This is a genomic window from Clostridioides sp. LIBA-6622 (assembly GCF_056716095.1).
The window spans coordinates 32,023-46,949 of sequence record NZ_CP196998.1 but is presented as its reverse complement, the minus strand read 5'-3'; the positions used below and the strand labels follow the sequence as shown (position 1 = coordinate 46,949).

5 protein-coding genes, 44 tRNA genes and 2 rRNA genes are annotated in these 14,927 nt (G+C 38.6%); all 51 read right to left on the bottom strand.

The window, feature by feature from the left end:
* Positions 1-6: 6 nt before the first annotated feature.
* Complete coding sequence (locus tag ACTG47_RS00415) at positions 7-501, bottom strand: UvrB/UvrC motif-containing protein (protein WP_479925760.1); 495 nt, start codon at positions 499-501, stop codon at positions 7-9.
* A 6-nt stretch (positions 502-507) separates the two neighbouring features.
* Entirely contained in the window at positions 508-972 is a 465-nt protein-coding gene (locus ACTG47_RS00410; RefSeq protein ID WP_054268642.1) for a CtsR family transcriptional regulator, read from the bottom strand.
* A gap of 396 nt (positions 973-1,368) precedes the next feature.
* Positions 1,369-3,297, bottom strand: a complete 1,929-nt coding sequence (locus tag ACTG47_RS00405; RefSeq protein WP_169469802.1) for an elongation factor G — start codon at positions 3,295-3,297, stop codon at positions 1,369-1,371.
* Positions 3,298-3,538: 241 nt separating this feature from the next.
* Positions 3,539-6,970, bottom strand: a complete 3,432-nt coding sequence (locus ACTG47_RS00400) for a pyruvate carboxylase (protein ID WP_479925759.1) — start codon at positions 6,968-6,970, stop codon at positions 3,539-3,541.
* 302 nt (positions 6,971-7,272) lie between these two features.
* Positions 7,273-7,686, bottom strand: a complete 414-nt coding sequence (locus ACTG47_RS00395) for a hypothetical protein (protein ID WP_169469804.1) — start codon at positions 7,684-7,686, stop codon at positions 7,273-7,275.
* A gap of 75 nt (positions 7,687-7,761) precedes the next feature.
* Positions 7,762-7,837: transfer RNA gene (locus ACTG47_RS00390), tRNA-Val, on the bottom strand.
* Positions 7,838-7,849: 12 nt separating this feature from the next.
* Positions 7,850-7,926: transfer RNA gene (locus ACTG47_RS00385), tRNA-Arg, on the bottom strand.
* A 9-nt stretch (positions 7,927-7,935) separates the two neighbouring features.
* Positions 7,936-8,009: transfer RNA gene (locus ACTG47_RS00380), tRNA-Cys, on the bottom strand.
* Positions 8,010-8,016: 7 nt separating this feature from the next.
* A tRNA-Lys gene (locus ACTG47_RS00375) sits at positions 8,017-8,092 on the bottom strand.
* A gap of 8 nt (positions 8,093-8,100) precedes the next feature.
* Positions 8,101-8,177 (bottom strand) — tRNA-His (locus ACTG47_RS00370).
* Between the two features lie 20 nt (positions 8,178-8,197).
* Positions 8,198-8,274 (bottom strand) — tRNA-Ile (locus ACTG47_RS00365).
* Positions 8,275-8,288: 14 nt separating this feature from the next.
* Positions 8,289-8,362, bottom strand: a tRNA-Met gene (locus tag ACTG47_RS00360).
* A gap of 6 nt (positions 8,363-8,368) precedes the next feature.
* A tRNA-Phe gene (locus tag ACTG47_RS00355) sits at positions 8,369-8,444 on the bottom strand.
* Between the two features lie 3 nt (positions 8,445-8,447).
* Positions 8,448-8,536 (bottom strand) — tRNA-Ser (locus ACTG47_RS00350).
* 2 nt (positions 8,537-8,538) lie between these two features.
* A tRNA-Lys gene (locus ACTG47_RS00345) sits at positions 8,539-8,614 on the bottom strand.
* Between the two features lie 8 nt (positions 8,615-8,622).
* A tRNA-Gln gene (locus ACTG47_RS00340) sits at positions 8,623-8,698 on the bottom strand.
* A 9-nt stretch (positions 8,699-8,707) separates the two neighbouring features.
* A tRNA-Arg gene (locus tag ACTG47_RS00335) sits at positions 8,708-8,784 on the bottom strand.
* Positions 8,785-8,808: 24 nt separating this feature from the next.
* Positions 8,809-8,883: transfer RNA gene (locus tag ACTG47_RS00330), tRNA-Gly, on the bottom strand.
* A gap of 24 nt (positions 8,884-8,907) precedes the next feature.
* Positions 8,908-8,991: transfer RNA gene (locus tag ACTG47_RS00325), tRNA-Leu, on the bottom strand.
* A 9-nt stretch (positions 8,992-9,000) separates the two neighbouring features.
* Positions 9,001-9,085, bottom strand: a tRNA-Tyr gene (locus tag ACTG47_RS00320).
* A 14-nt stretch (positions 9,086-9,099) separates the two neighbouring features.
* Positions 9,100-9,174, bottom strand: a tRNA-Thr gene (locus ACTG47_RS00315).
* 11 nt (positions 9,175-9,185) lie between these two features.
* A tRNA-Asp gene (locus ACTG47_RS00310) sits at positions 9,186-9,262 on the bottom strand.
* A gap of 5 nt (positions 9,263-9,267) precedes the next feature.
* Positions 9,268-9,343 (bottom strand) — tRNA-Val (locus ACTG47_RS00305).
* A 5-nt stretch (positions 9,344-9,348) separates the two neighbouring features.
* Positions 9,349-9,422, bottom strand: a tRNA-Gly gene (locus ACTG47_RS00300).
* Between the two features lie 9 nt (positions 9,423-9,431).
* Positions 9,432-9,506, bottom strand: a tRNA-Glu gene (locus ACTG47_RS00295).
* Positions 9,507-9,513: 7 nt separating this feature from the next.
* Positions 9,514-9,589, bottom strand: a tRNA-Met gene (locus ACTG47_RS00290).
* 15 nt (positions 9,590-9,604) lie between these two features.
* Positions 9,605-9,690 (bottom strand) — tRNA-Leu (locus tag ACTG47_RS00285).
* A 4-nt stretch (positions 9,691-9,694) separates the two neighbouring features.
* Positions 9,695-9,769 (bottom strand) — tRNA-Asn (locus ACTG47_RS00280).
* 6 nt (positions 9,770-9,775) lie between these two features.
* Positions 9,776-9,849: transfer RNA gene (locus ACTG47_RS00275), tRNA-Cys, on the bottom strand.
* 6 nt (positions 9,850-9,855) lie between these two features.
* Positions 9,856-9,931 (bottom strand) — tRNA-Lys (locus ACTG47_RS00270).
* Between the two features lie 8 nt (positions 9,932-9,939).
* Positions 9,940-10,016, bottom strand: a tRNA-His gene (locus ACTG47_RS00265).
* 6 nt (positions 10,017-10,022) lie between these two features.
* Positions 10,023-10,099, bottom strand: a tRNA-Pro gene (locus tag ACTG47_RS00260).
* A 22-nt stretch (positions 10,100-10,121) separates the two neighbouring features.
* Positions 10,122-10,198: transfer RNA gene (locus ACTG47_RS00255), tRNA-Ile, on the bottom strand.
* Positions 10,199-10,212: 14 nt separating this feature from the next.
* Positions 10,213-10,286: transfer RNA gene (locus ACTG47_RS00250), tRNA-Met, on the bottom strand.
* A gap of 6 nt (positions 10,287-10,292) precedes the next feature.
* A tRNA-Phe gene (locus ACTG47_RS00245) sits at positions 10,293-10,368 on the bottom strand.
* A 3-nt stretch (positions 10,369-10,371) separates the two neighbouring features.
* A tRNA-Ser gene (locus ACTG47_RS00240) sits at positions 10,372-10,460 on the bottom strand.
* 16 nt (positions 10,461-10,476) lie between these two features.
* Positions 10,477-10,549, bottom strand: a tRNA-Lys gene (locus tag ACTG47_RS00235).
* Between the two features lie 9 nt (positions 10,550-10,558).
* Positions 10,559-10,634 (bottom strand) — tRNA-Gln (locus tag ACTG47_RS00230).
* 7 nt (positions 10,635-10,641) lie between these two features.
* Positions 10,642-10,718: transfer RNA gene (locus ACTG47_RS00225), tRNA-Arg, on the bottom strand.
* A 31-nt stretch (positions 10,719-10,749) separates the two neighbouring features.
* Positions 10,750-10,833, bottom strand: a tRNA-Leu gene (locus ACTG47_RS00220).
* A gap of 9 nt (positions 10,834-10,842) precedes the next feature.
* A tRNA-Tyr gene (locus ACTG47_RS00215) sits at positions 10,843-10,927 on the bottom strand.
* Between the two features lie 14 nt (positions 10,928-10,941).
* A tRNA-Thr gene (locus tag ACTG47_RS00210) sits at positions 10,942-11,016 on the bottom strand.
* An 11-nt stretch (positions 11,017-11,027) separates the two neighbouring features.
* A tRNA-Asp gene (locus ACTG47_RS00205) sits at positions 11,028-11,104 on the bottom strand.
* A 5-nt stretch (positions 11,105-11,109) separates the two neighbouring features.
* Positions 11,110-11,185, bottom strand: a tRNA-Val gene (locus tag ACTG47_RS00200).
* A gap of 5 nt (positions 11,186-11,190) precedes the next feature.
* Positions 11,191-11,264 (bottom strand) — tRNA-Gly (locus tag ACTG47_RS00195).
* 9 nt (positions 11,265-11,273) lie between these two features.
* Positions 11,274-11,348: transfer RNA gene (locus ACTG47_RS00190), tRNA-Glu, on the bottom strand.
* Between the two features lie 7 nt (positions 11,349-11,355).
* A tRNA-Met gene (locus ACTG47_RS00185) sits at positions 11,356-11,431 on the bottom strand.
* A 15-nt stretch (positions 11,432-11,446) separates the two neighbouring features.
* A tRNA-Leu gene (locus ACTG47_RS00180) sits at positions 11,447-11,532 on the bottom strand.
* Between the two features lie 5 nt (positions 11,533-11,537).
* A tRNA-Asn gene (locus ACTG47_RS00175) sits at positions 11,538-11,612 on the bottom strand.
* Positions 11,613-11,618: 6 nt separating this feature from the next.
* Positions 11,619-11,735: ribosomal RNA gene (gene rrf / locus ACTG47_RS00170) — 5S ribosomal RNA — on the bottom strand.
* Positions 11,736-11,917: 182 nt separating this feature from the next.
* Positions 11,918-14,814 (bottom strand): 23S ribosomal RNA (locus tag ACTG47_RS00165).
* Positions 14,815-14,927 lie beyond the last annotated feature (113 nt).

Genomic DNA, 14,927 nt, shown 5'->3' with positions numbered 1-14,927 from the left:
CCAATCTTAGTCAATAGAACCTTTTAAGTATTTAATTTTATCTCTAAACTGAGCAGCCAATTCATACTCCTCATTTTTTATAGCTCTATCTAAATCTTCTTTTAATTCCTTAATCTCATTTTCTACACTTATCTTATAAAAAGATTTTTTAGGTGCCTTACCTGTGTGCTCTATATGTCCATGTATATTTTGAAGCATAGGATTTACTTGGCTACTAAATGCATCATAACATTCACTGCATCCAAATCTTCCATTATTCTTAAATTCACTATACGTCATGTTACAGTTTGGACAAACTAACTTCTCTTCAAGTTCTTTTTTAGGTTGAAATCCCAATTTAGAAAATATATCCATCATTGAAAAAGGCATATCTAAATTAAAATTCATTTCTGTATTCTCTTTTGCACATTCACTGCATAGGTACATTTCTGTCTTTTCTCCATTGACTATTTTATTATAATATACAGATGCTTTATTTTTATTACATTTTTGACATAGCATAAACTATCACTCCTCTATACTAAATAACCCTATTATTATATTCTTTAGAATGTTAGACCTTACCTTCTCTTTTAATTCATATATTGGCATACATAATGATTTATCATCTATTGCATATAATATTAATTTTAGTTCTCTTTCACTAATTAAACCTGACTCTTTTAAACTTTCCAATAATTCTTTTGCTTTTTTATATGATATTTGATTCCCTATTTTCTCATTTAAAAGTTCTCTAATATGTCCATCTTTACTTTTTCGGATTTTTTCTATTTGAACATATCCTCCGCCACCTTTTTTACTTTCAATATAATATCCTTTATCTATTGTAAATCTCGTTGTTAAGACATAATTTATTTGTGATGGTGCACAACTAAACAAGTTTGCTAGTTCATTTCTTTGAATTTGTATGCTATTATCCTCTTCCATCAAATCTTTAATAAATTTTTCAATTATATCTGTCATAGTTGCCATTAATATCACCACACGCCTTTTTATTTTTGACTTTCTTTGACTACTATTTTACACCTATTATTTAAATTTTTAAAGCCCTAAATTGCATAATTTTATATTTTTTATAGCAATTTAAATATAAAATTATGGACTTCATTAGTTCTAAGGTTTTATTTGTTATACTTAGGATAACTAGACATTAAAACTTGCATCTTATTATTTAGGCTCAATACTTTTATATATATTCTATATTTTAAATATACCTTCTCGCTTTTATTATTAAACATTTCTAAAAAATAATAATAAAAAAATATAAAACTAGGCATATGCTTACTTGAAACAAGCTTATACCTAGTTTAAATATAAAAAATATTTTTAATAGTATCCTATTAATTATTTATTATTCTATTTTGTTTATTATTTTGAAGTAGCTAATCCAATTATTTTTTCTGCAAATTGTGATGGTACTTCTCCATATTTTGCTAATTCCATTTCAAAGTATCCTCTACCTTGCGTCATTGCTCTTAAATCTATTGCATATTTAAATGTCTCTGCCTGTGGTGCTTCTGCAAATATTATTTGTTTACCTTTATCATCTGGCTCCATTCCAAATATTTTTCCTCTTCTCTTATTTATATCCCCCATAACATCTCCCATATATTCTTCTGGTACAGTTATCTTCAATTTCATTATAGGTTCTAGTAGTATTGGATGTGCCTCTTCCATCCCCTTTTTAAAAGCTGCACTTGCTGCCATTTTAAAGGCCATTTCAGAAGAGTCTACATCATGATATGAACCATCATAAAGTGTAGCTTTTATATTTGTAACAGGATAACCAGCTAATACACCTTTTTGCATAGAGTCTTTTAGACCTTTTTCAACTGCAGGTATATATTGTTTTGGTACAGAACCTCCAAATATTTCTTCTGTAAATTCAAAATCAGATTCACATCTTTCAAATCTTATTTTTACATCTCCATATTGACCATGGCCACCTGATTGTTTTTTATGTTTTCCTTGTACATCTGCTGTTCCTTTTATAGTTTCTCTATAAGGAACTTTAAGGTCATTTAATTCAACATCAACACCAAATTTATCTTTCATTTTATTTTTAATTGTTTTTATGTGAAGTTCTCCTTGTCCTCCTAAAAGGGCTTGTTTTGTCTCTGTATTTCTATAAGAATGTAATGTAGGGTCTTCTTCTACTAGTTTATTTAATACAGCTGCTACTTTTTCTTCATCACCTTTATTCTTAGGAGTTACTGCATAGTATATCTGTGGTTTAGGGAAATCTATATTATCTAAAGCTTCTGCATCTTTATCTATAGCTATAGTATTTCCCGTTTTTAAAGAATTAATTTTAGTTACAACTACTATATCTCCAGCTTTAGCCTTTTCTACTTCAACTAATTCACTATTTTTCAATGTATATATATTAGCTATCTTTTCCTTTACATTTTTATTTATATTAAAGACATCTTTATCTTTAGAAAGTACACCTTCAGTAATTTTTATATATGACATTTTACCAACAAATGGGTCAACCATAGTCTTAAATACTAACCCTCTAAATGGTTTACTTTCTTCAGTAAAAATAGGTTCTAGATAATTTGATATGGTATCTAATATTTCTTTTGTTCCTATGTTATTTATAGTTGAACCACATATTACAGGTATAATATCACCTCTTTGTATCCCTATAACAATACCTTTTTGTATTTCTTCTGTAGTTAATTCTTCACCATTAAAATATTTATCTAATATTTGGTCATCTGTTTCTGCTATAAGTTCCATTAATGCTTCTTTAACACTCATAGCTTGTTCCTTGAATTCACCTTCTAAATCATCTATGTTTTCAAATACATTATGTAACTTTACAAAGTTTTTATCTTTATATATAGGACTTATCATAGGAACTATTTTATTGTTGTACTTTTCTCTTAACATTGCTATTGCATCTTTATATCTTGCTTTTTCATTATCTATTTTATTTATAAACATTATCTTAGGAATACTCTCAGTTAGTTCCAATGATTTCTCTGTACCAACTTGAATAGGTGCTGTTGCATCTATTACTATTATTGCTGCATCACTTGCTCTAAGAGATGATACAACGTCTCCGCTAAAGTCAAAATATCCTGGGGTATCCAATAAGTTAAACTTATAATCATTATACTCTATAGGTATTAATCCCATACTATAAGTCATATTTACCTTGTCTGTTAATTTAGGTATCTTATTAGTGTTTGCTGTGTAAGCTATAGTTTCGATTAGATTTGTTTTTCCACATCCGCTATGTCCTAATACCGCTACATTTCTCAACATTTTACTATCATAAACCTTCATATAAGCACCCACCTTTTAAATTTATGTATTTTCTCTTAGCTGTTATTTCCTAAGAAATAGTCTAGAAAATGTTTGTTATTTTTAGAATTTTTAGATAACATTTTCCTTACTAGCTTTATTTCTACATATGGATGTAATTTTCCTCTTTTTTTTAACAAAAATTTAATTTAGATAAATAAAAACACTCTAAAACATTTTTTATTAAACGTTTTAGAGTGTTTTTTTAATTATCTTAATTTAATTATTTCATTATCATTAATAATTGTTTATCTTCAACCATATCGTCTTCTTTTACTTTAATTGACTTAATTACTCCATCAGTCTTAGCAACTATTATAGTCTCCATTTTCATAGCCTCTATAACTATTAGTGGTTGATTTGCTTTTACTTCATCTTCTTCTTTAACCATTATTTTTATAACTTTTCCTGGTATACTTGCTCCAATTTGAAGAGGGTCATTCATATCAGCTTTTTCAACATTATTAATTTTTCCAGAGAAGTTTCTATCTTTTATTTCTACTTCTCTAACCATTCCATTCAATTCAAATCCTATAGTTCTAAGTCCATTTTCCTTAACTTCACCTATTTCAACTAATCTTATTGTTAATACTTTACCTTCTTCTATCTCTACTTCACATTCTTCATTTTTATTTAAGCCATAGAAAAATACATCACTTTCAAGTTTAGATATATCATTATAGTGTTGTAAATGTTTAATATAATCTTCATAAACTTTTGGATATAAAGCATAACTTATAACATTTCTTATATTAGCATTTATGTCATATTTTTCATCTAGATATTTAGCTATTTCATCAAAATCTTCTGCTGGTAATAATGAACCAGGTCTTACTGTAATAGCTTCTTCACCTTTTAAAACCACTTCTTGTAAATCTTTTGGTATTCCACCTTCTGGCTGACCTATCATACCTTTACAGTAGTCCACAACAGAATCTGGGAATGATAAGTTTTTACCTTCTTCAATTATATTGTCTTTATCTAATTTATTTTTAGTCATAAAGATAGCTAGGTCTCCTACAACCTTTGAAGATGGAGTTACTTTTATTATATCCCCTACAACTTCATTAGCTTCTTTATATTTTTCTTTAACTTCATCAAATCTATTAACTAATCCTAAACTGTCAGCTTGAGGTTTTAAGTTTGTATATTGACCACCTGGTATTTCAAAATTATATATTTCTGCACAAGAGTTAGTTAAATCACTTTCAAATTTGCTATAAACTTTTCTTAAGTCCTTATAATATTTTCCTAACTCATCATATCCAAATAAATCTATACCTGTATCTCTTTCTGTATTTTTAAGAGCTTCTACTATAGCATTAAGTGATGGTTGACTTGTAAGTCCCGCCATAGATTCTAATGCAGCATCAATTATATCTACACCAGCTTCTGATGCCATTAAACAAGTTGCCACACCATTTCCACTTGTATCATGAGTGTGTAAATGTATTGGTGCTTTTATATTTTTCTTTAACTCTTTAACTAGAGTGTAAGCTGAATATGGTTTAAGAAGCCCTGACATATCTTTTATTGCTATTATATCTGCCCCTAAACTTTCTAATTCTTGTGCCATCTTAATATAATATTCTAGATTATATTTAGTTTTAGTCTTATCTAATATGTCTCCTGTATAACACATAGTTGCTTCAACAATTTTTCCAGTTTCCAAAGCTGTATTTATAGATGGTTTCATATTTTCAACCCAGTTTAATGAGTCAAATATTCTAAATACATCTATACCTTGTTTAGCAGATTCTTTAGTAAATTCTTCTATTACATTATCTGGATAGTTTTTATATCCAACTCCATTTGATGCTCTAAGCAACATTTGGAACATTATGCTTGGTATTTCTTCTCTCAGCTTTTGCAATCTACGCCAAGGTGATTCTTTTAAAAATCTATATGCAACATCGTAAGTAGCTCCGCCCCACATTTCAAGTGAGAATAAATCTTTTTGATATTTTTCTGTTGGCTGAGCAGCTTTTAATAAGTCATATGTTCTTATTCTTGTTGCTAATAATGATTGATGTGCATCTCTCATTGTTGTATCTGTTAGCAATAATTTCTTATCATTTTTTATCTTTTCTATATATGCAGATTTACCTAACTTATCAAAAAGTATTTTGCTACCTTCTGCCTTTGAACCATCTTTATCCATTCTTGGGTCATGTAATGCATCAAATAATGGTTTTTCTTTACAAGCATTATCATTTACAATTACATCCCCTATGAATTGAAGTAATTTTGTTCCTCTGTCTTTACTTTCTGTTATTTCAAATAAATCTGGATTTTCATCTATAAACTTAGTACTACATTTACCATTTGAGAATATAGGATTATTTAAAACATTAACTAAGAACCCTACATTAGTTTTGACTCCTCTGACTCTAAGCTCTTTTACTGATCTTATAGTTTTATTTATTGCTCCTTGGAATGTTCTATCCCAAGAAATTGTTTTAACTAACAAACTATCATAGTGAGGACTTATATTTGCACCTGTAAATCCATTTCCACCATCTAGTCTTATACCAAATCCTGAGCCAGTTCTATAAACTTGAATTTTTCCTGTATCAGGCATAAATTTATTCTTAGGGTCTTCTGTAGTTATTCTACATTGAATAGAATACCCTCTTATTTCTACATCATCTTGTGATTTTATATTAATTTCTTCACTATCTAAACTATAACCTTGAGCTATTAGTATTTGACTTTGAACTATATCTATCCCTGTAACCATCTCTGTTACAGTATGTTCAACCTGTACTCTTGTGTTCATTTCTATAAAATAATGCCCACCATTTGCATCTACCAAGAATTCTAATGTCCCAGCATTAGAATAGCCAACATGTTTTGATAACTTAACTGCATCTTCACATATTTCTTGTCTTACTTTATCATCTAGTGAAAAAGCTGGTGCATATTCTATTATTTTTTGATGTCTTCTTTGAACAGAACAGTCTCTCTCATATAAATGAACTATATTTCCATAGTTATCTCCTAATATTTGAACTTCTATATGTTTTGGATCAGCTATATACTTTTCTATAAATATGATATCTTCCCCGAAAGCTTTTCTTGATTCACTACAAGCAGTTTCATATTCAATCTCTAAGTCTTCTTCACGGTGTACGATTCTCATACCTCTACCGCCACCACCATTAGATGCTTTTATCATAACAGGATAGCCTATTTTATTTGCAACTTCTTTTGCTTCTTCAGTACTTTTTATTGCTTTTTCTACCCCTGGTATTGTTTGAACATTAACTTCTTTTGCTATTTTTTTAGAGTTTATTTTATCTCCCATCATATTCATTACTTTAGATGATGGTCCTATAAAAGTAATTCCACTCTCTTCACATTTACGAGCAAATTCTGCATTCTCTGCTAAAAAACCATATCCCGGATGTATCGCATCAACTTTTTTTCTCTTAGCCAAATCAATTATTCCATCCATGTCTAGATACGCATCTATTGGTCCTTTGCCTTCCCCTATCAGATATGACTCATCTGCTTTTGTTCTAAATAATCCATATTTATCTTCTTTACTATATATACCAACGCTTTTTATCCCCAATTCTGAACAGGCTCTAAATATTCTTATAGCTATTTCGCCTCTATTAGCTACTAGTATTTTATTAAATTTTTTAAGCATACTCTATTCTTCTCCTTTATTGTTTGTGTAATATTAAAGATTATAGACTAAAATACTTTATTTTTGAAGATGTTTAAGCAAGTTCCTTAATTAATAAGATAAATTTATAAATATAAGTAATTTTTAGACTGTGTAAACTCAATTTACCTCACTAAAATTAAGGCATTTTTTATAGAATTTCAGGTAAATTTATGTGAAAATTTCTACAATTGACTTGATTTTATACTGTTTTTTCTTATGTTTACATAATTATTTTCATCTTTACGTAAGATTTTATATATTTTTTTAATATCGTTCATATCCTAATCTATTTGTCTAGATACCCTCTTCACTACATCTGAAAGTTTTAAATGACCTAAATCTGCATAAGCTATTGCTAGTATTATTTTTACGACTCCATCTACCTCATCTAATTTATATGCTCTAGCATTTATTATTGTGTATTTTGGCATAAATTCTTCTAAATCTAGTGCAAGTTCATCAGATAAAGTCATATATTCATCAAATTTTTCTTCATCAGATAATTTAACAGAATCATATTGTTCACTTATGATATTGTCTAAATAATTCAAATCTATACTTAACTGATATGCAATTACGTCTTCCCTTTTTGTACTTTTACTTAAATCTTTTTCAACTTTAAATTTGCTATTTTTATCTATAGTTACTTTTAGTTCCTCGCTATCAACTATTTCATTTCCTATTATTATATACAAGTTTATTACCTCCTAAATATAAAAACTTTTTTAATCAAAAATAAAACCTCTAGTAATTTTACTAGAGGTTTGCACTGGTGGGATTAACAGGGCTCGAACCTGTGACCCCCTGCTTGTAAGGCAGGTGCTCTCCCAGCTGAGCTATAATCCCTCGATGTTTATATGGTGCGCCCAAAGGGACTCGAACCCCTAACCTTCTGATTCGTAGTCAGACACTCTATCCAGTTGAGCTATGAGCGCATTTTTTATTGGAGGCGACACCCAGATTCGAACTGGGGATCAAGGAGTTGCAGTCCACTGCCTTACCACTTGGCTATGTCGCCGCCTTTTTGGTGATCTATCCGCGACTCGAACGCGGGACACCCTGATTAAAAGTCAGGTGCTCTACCGACTGAGCTAATAGACCATATTAGTTGGGGTGGATAATGAGAGTCGAACTCACGACCTCCAGAGCCACAATCTGGCGCTCTAACCAACTGAGCTATACCCACCATGTATTCATAATTTAATGTGGTGGGCCATCAGGGACTCGAACCCCAGACCTACCGGTTATGAGCCGGGCGCTCTAACCAACTGAGCTAATGGCCCACATTAAATTTTAGTAGCGGTAATAGGAGTCGAACCTATGACCTTTCGGGTATGAACCGAACGCTCTAGCCAACTAAGCTATACCGCCATATTTTGGTGCCCAGAGGCGGAATCGAACCACCGACACGGGGATTTTCAGTCCCCTGCTCTACCGACTGAGCTATCTGGGCATCTGGCGGAGAGGGTGGGATTCGAACCCACGGCCCCTTTCGAAGTCACTGGTTTTCAAGACCAGCTCCTTAAACCACTCGGACACCTCTCCATTGGTGATCTATCCGCGACTCGAACGCGGGACACCCTGATTAAAAGTCAGGTGCTCTACCGACTGAGCTAATAGACCATGTTATTTGGCTGGGGATGCAGGACTTGAACCTACGCATACATGAGTCAAAGTCATGTGCCTTACCGACTTGGCTAATCCCCAATATATATGTGGTGAGCGCACAGGGATTCGAACCCCGGACACACGCCTTAGAAGGGCGTTGCTCTATCCAGCTGAGCTATGCACCCACATTACAATATAAACATAAAATTTGGAGCGGGAAACGAGATTCGAACTCGCGACTTCAACCTTGGCAAGGTTGCGCTCTACCACTGAACTATTCCCGCTCGTTTATTAAATTGAATAAAAAATGGTGCGGATGAAGGGAGTCGAACCCCCACGCCAATGGCGCTAGATCCTAAGTCTAGTGCGTCTGCCAATTCCGCCACATCCGCGCATTTTTCTGGTGGAGGATGGTGGATTCGAACCACCGAAGTCGATGACAACAGATTTACAGTCTGCCCCCTTTGGCCGCTCGGGAAATCCTCCGTATTAATTTTACATGGAGCTGGTGATAGGAATCGAACCTACAACCTGCTGATTACAAGTCAGCTGCTCTACCGTTGAGCCACACCAGCATTTTTTATTTTGGCGACCTGGAAGGGGTTCGAACCCTCGACCTCCAGCGTGACAGGCTGGCATTCTAACCAACTGAACTACCAGGCCGCAAATGGTGGGACCAACAGGGCTCGAACCTGTGACCCCCTGCTTGTAAGGCAGGTGCTCTCCCAGCTGAGCTATGGTCCCATTTTTGGAGCGGGTGAAGGGGATCGAACCCTCACAGCTGGCTTGGAAGGCCAGAACTCTACCATTGAGCTACACCCGCATATTTAATTGGTGACTCGTAGGGGAATTGAACCCCTGTTACCGCCGTGAAAGGGCGGTGTCTTAACCTCTTGACCAACGAGCCATTTTAATGGTTGCGGAGGCAGGACTCGAACCTACGACCTTCGGGTTATGAGCCCGACGAGCTGCCAACTGCTCCACTCCGCGATATTGTTTTATAAGTGCCGAAGACCGGAATCGAACCGGTACGAGAGGTAAGTCCCGCAGGATTTTAAGTCCTGTGCGTCTGCCAGTTCCGCCACTTCGGCTTTTTGGCTCCAAGGGTGGGGCTCGAACCCACAGCCTACCGGTTAACAGCCGGTTGCTCCACCGTTGAGCTACCTTGGAATATATTGGAGGCGACACCCAGATTTGAACTGGGGATCAAGGAGTTGCAGTCCACTGCCTTACCACTTGGCTATGTCGCCGCCTTTTGGTGATCTATCCGCGACTCGAACGCGGGACACCCTGATTAAAAGTCAGGTGCTCTACCGACTGAGCTAATAGACCATATTAGTTGGGGTGGATAATGAGAGTCGAACTCACGACCTCCAGAGCCACAATCTGGCGCTCTAACCAACTGAGCTATACCCACCTTAATTGGTCGAGGTGAAGGGACTCGAACCCCCGGCCCCATGGTCCCAAACCATGTGCGCTACCAAACTGCGCTACACCTCGAAGTTATTTACTTAATTTAATGTGGTGGGCCATCAGGGACTCGAACCCCAGACCTACCGGTTATGAGCCGGGCGCTCTAACCAACTGAGCTAATGGCCCACATTAAATTTTAGTAGCGGTAATAGGAGTCGAACCTATGACCTTTCGGGTATGAACCGAACGCTCTAGCCAACTAAGCTATACCGCCATATTTTGGTGCCCAGAGGCGGAATCGAACCACCGACACGGGGATTTTCAGTCCCCTGCTCTACCGACTGAGCTATCTGGGCATCTGGCGGAGAGGGTGGGATTCGAACCCACGGCCCCTTTCGAAGTCACTGGTTTTCAAGACCAGCTCCTTAAACCACTCGGACACCTCTCCATATTCTACTTCACAATGATTCATCCGAGGATCGAACTCGGGACACCCTGATTAAGAGTCAGGTGCTCTGCCAGCTGAGCTAATGAACCTAATTTTAATGGCTGGGGATGCAGGACTCGAACCTACGCATACATGAGTCAAAGTCATGTGCCTTACCGACTTGGCTAATCCCCAATATATGTGGTGAGCGCACAGGGATTCGAACCCCGGACACACGCCTTAGAAGGGCGTTGCTCTATCCAGCTGAGCTATGCACCCACAATTTATATATATACAAATTAAATAAAAATGGTGCGGATGAAGGGAGTCGAACCCCCACGCCAATGGCGCTAGATCCTAAGTCTAGTGCGTCTGCCAATTCCGCCACATCCGCGCATTTTTCTGGTGGAGGATGGTGGATTCGAACCACCGAAGTCGATGACAACAGATTTACAGTCTGCCCCCTTTGGCCGCTCGGGAAATCCTCCGTATTAACTTTACATGGAGCTGGTGATAGGAATCGAACCTACAACCTGCTGATTACAAGTCAGCTGCTCTACCGTTGAGCCACACCAGCATTTTTTGTTTTGGCGACCTGGAAGGGGTTCGAACCCTCGACCTCCAGCGTGACAGGCTGGCATTCTAACCAACTGAACTACCAGGCCGCAAATGGTGGGACCAACAGGGCTCGAACCTGTGACCCCCTGCTTGTAAGGCAGGTGCTCTCCCAGCTGAGCTATGGTCCCATTTTTGGAGCGGGTGAAGGGGATCGAACCCTCACAGCTGGCTTGGAAGGCCAGAACTCTACCATTGAGCTACACCCGCATATTTAATTGGTGACTCGTAGGGGAATTGAACCCCTGTTACCGCCGTGAAAGGGCGGTGTCTTAACCTCTTGACCAACGAGCCATTTTAATGGTTGCGGAGGCAGGACTCGAACCTACGACCTTCGGGTTATGAGCCCGACGAGCTGCCAACTGCTCCACTCCGCGATATTGTTTTATAAGTGCCGAAGACCGGAATCGAACCGGTACGAGAGGTAAGTCCCGCAGGATTTTAAGTCCTGTGCGTCTGCCAGTTCCGCCACTTCGGCTTTTTTGGCTCCAAGGGTGGGGCTCGAACCCACAGCCTACCGGTTAACAGCCGGTTGCTCCACCGTTGAGCTACCTTGGAATATCCACGTGGCTATGTCCTACTCTCCCAGGCAGTTTCCCACCAAGTACCATCAGCGCTAAAGAGCTTAACTTCTGTGTTCGGAATGGGAACAGGTGTATCCTCTTTGCTATTATAACCACATATTGCCTATTTATAAGACAAGTATTATATTAACATCTTTATTTTTAAATGTCAATAGTTTTAAAGTACTAAATAGTAATTGTTCAATATGATATATACCATATTAATTGAAGTTAGTACTTTACATAGAGTTAACACTCTAAAAACTGCACATATATTTTACTGAATGGACATCAAATAATTTGGTCAAGTCCTCGACCTATTAGTATCGATAAGCTAAATACATTGCTGCACTTACACCTTCGACCTATCAACCAGATAGTCTTTCTGGGGTCTTACCCTTACGGTGGGAAATCTTATCTTGAAGTCGGCTTCGCGCTTAGATGCTTTCAGCGCTTATCCATTCCGTACATAGCTACCCAGCCATGCCCTTGGCAGAACAACTGGTACACCAGAGGTACGTCCATCCCGGTCCTCTCGTACTAAGGACAGGTCTTCTCAAATTTCCTACGCCTGCGACGGATAGGGACCGAACTGTCTCACGACGTTCTGAACCCAGCTCGCGTACCACTTTAATGGGCGAACAGCCCAACCCTTGGGACCTACTACAGCCCCAGGATGTGATGAGCCGACATCGAGGTGCCAAACCTCCCCGTCGATGTGGACTCTTGGGGGAGATAAGCCTGTTATCCCCAGGGTAGCTTTTATCCGTTGAGCGATGGCCCTTCCACGCAGAACCACCGGATCACTAAGTCCGATTTTCATCCTTGCTCGACCTGTATGTCTTGCAATCAAGCTCTCTTTTGCCTTTACACTCTACGTACGATTTCCGACCGTACTGAGAGAACCTTTGAGCGCCTCCGTTACCTTTTGGGAGGCGACCGCCCCAGTCAAACTGCCCACCTGACAGTGTCCCAAGACCAGATTCATGGCCTATGGTTAGAGTCCCAGTACTACAAGGGTGGTATCCCAAGGATGGCTCCGCCAAAACTGGCGTCCTGGTTTCAAAGCCTCCCACCTATCCTGTACATGTAGTACCAAGACCCAATGTCAAGCTACAGTAAAGCTCCATGGGGTCTTTCCGTCCTGTCGCAGGTATCCGGCATCTTCACCGGAATTACAATTTCACCGAGTCTGTTGTTGAGACAGTGCCCAAATCGTTACGCCTTTCGTGCGGGTCGGAACTTACCCGACAAGGAATTTCGCTACCTTAGGACCGTTATAGTTACGGCCGCCGTTTACTGGGGCTTAAGTTCACTGCTTCGATTGCTCTAACAGATCCCCTTAACCTTCCAGCACCGGGCAGGCGTCAGCTCCTATACATCGTCTTGCGACTTAGCAGAAACCTATGTTTTTGGTAAACAGTCGCTTGGGCCTATTCTCTGCGGCCACCAGATGGTGGCACCCCTTATCCCTAAGTTACGGGGTCATTTTGCCGAGTTCCTTAACAACAGTTCTCTCGCGGGCCTTAGGATACTCTCCTCACCCACCTGTGTCGGTTTGCGGTACGGGTACCTTTAACCTCGATAGAGACTTTTCTTGACAGTGTGAAATCAGCTACTTCGCTACTAAATTTCGCTCCCCATCACATCCCAGCATTATCAAAGCGGATTTACCTACTCTGACTGCCTCAATGCTTGGGCACACATAACCAACAGTGTGCTTAGCTTATCCTACTGTGTCATCCCATCTCTCAAACGGTTATCGGTAGTACAGGAATATCAACCTGTTGTCCATCACCTACGCCTTTCGGCCTCAGCTTAGGTCCCGACTAACCCAGGGCGGACGAACCTTCCCCTGGAAACCTTGGGTTTACGGCCTGTGGGATTCTCACCCACATCTCGCTACTCATGCCAACATTCTCACTCCCATACTGTCCACATGTCCTTACGGTCATGCTTCAACCCGTATGGGAAGCTCCCCTACCCATCATAATGATGCCGTAGCTTCGGTAGTAAGTTTTAGCCCCGGAAATCTTCGGCGCAGGATCACTCGACCAGTGAGCTATTACGCACTCTTTGAATGAGTGGCTGCTTCTAAGCCAACATCCTGGTTGTCTGTGCAATCCCACATCCTTTACCACTTAACTTACATTTAGGGACCTTAGCTGACGATCTGGGCTGTTGCCCTTTCGACTATGAATCTTATCACCCACAGTCTGACTCCCAAGTATAAGATGACGGCATTCGGAGTTTGATAGTCTTCGGTAGGTGCAATACCCCCTAGGACATTCAGTGCTCTACCTCCGTATCTCTCACCTTGAGGCTAGCCCTAAAGCTATTTCGGGGAGAACCAGCTATCTCCGGGCTCGATTGGAATTTCACCGCTACCCACAAGTCATCCCCGAGCTTTTCAACGCTCGTGGGTTCGGACCTCCACGAAATTTTACTTTCGCTTCATCCTGCTCATGGGTAGGTCGCCCGGTTTCGGGTCTACGTCAAGTAACTGAACGCTCAGTTAAAACTCGCTTTCGCTACGGCTCCACACCTTAAGTGCTTAACCTTGCTACTTAACGTAACTCGTTGGCCCGTTCTACAAAAAGTACGCGGTCACACAAGAAATGTGCTTCCACAGCTTGTAAGTGCAGGGTTTCAGGTTCTATTTCACTCCCCTCCCGGGGTTCTTTTCACCTTTCCCTCACGGTACTATACGCTATCGGTCACTAGGTAGTATTTAGCCTTGGAGGGTGGTCCCTCCTGCTTCCCACAGGGTTTCACGTGTCCCGTGGTACTCTGGATCATATCTAAAGTCTTCTCGTTTAACATACAGGACTATTACCTTCTGTGGTGGGTCTTTCCAAACCTCTTCAATTACGATACCTCTTCGTTATGATATGTCCGCAACCCCAATAAAGAAAACTTTATTGGTTTGGGCTCTTCCGCGTTCGCTCGCCGCTACTTACGGAATCGAATTTCTTTCTCTTCCTTCAGGTACTTAGATGTTTCAGTTCCCTGAGTTCCCCTCATTAAGCTATGAATTCACTTAATGATACTTAGACATTACTCTAAGTGAGTTTCCTCATTCGGAAATCTTCGGATCAAAGTTTACGTGCAACTCCCCGAAGCTTATCGCAGCTTATCGCGTCCTTCATCGGCTCCTAGTGCCAAGGCATCCGCCCTGCACCCTTAATAACTTGACCAGTTAAAAAGGTTTGATAGATTAAAGTCTATCAACTTGATAATTTTAAAAAGTTATCAACTTTATATATTACAAATTAGATGTCATATCACTAAATATATATGCAGTTTTTAA

What these genes read in the sequence shown, in the direction of transcription:
- ACTG47_RS00415 (WP_479925760.1), bottom strand. Translation starts at nt 501, where the DNA reads ATGCTATGTCAAAAATGTAATAAAAATAAAGCATCTGTATATTATAAT.
- ACTG47_RS00410 (WP_054268642.1), bottom strand. Translation starts at nt 972, where the DNA reads ATGGCAACTATGACAGATATAATTGAAAAATTTATTAAAGATTTGATG.
- ACTG47_RS00405 (WP_169469802.1), bottom strand. Translation starts at nt 3,297, where the DNA reads ATGAAGGTTTATGATAGTAAAATGTTGAGAAATGTAGCGGTATTAGGA.
- ACTG47_RS00400 (WP_479925759.1), bottom strand. Translation starts at nt 6,970, where the DNA reads ATGCTTAAAAAATTTAATAAAATACTAGTAGCTAATAGAGGCGAAATA.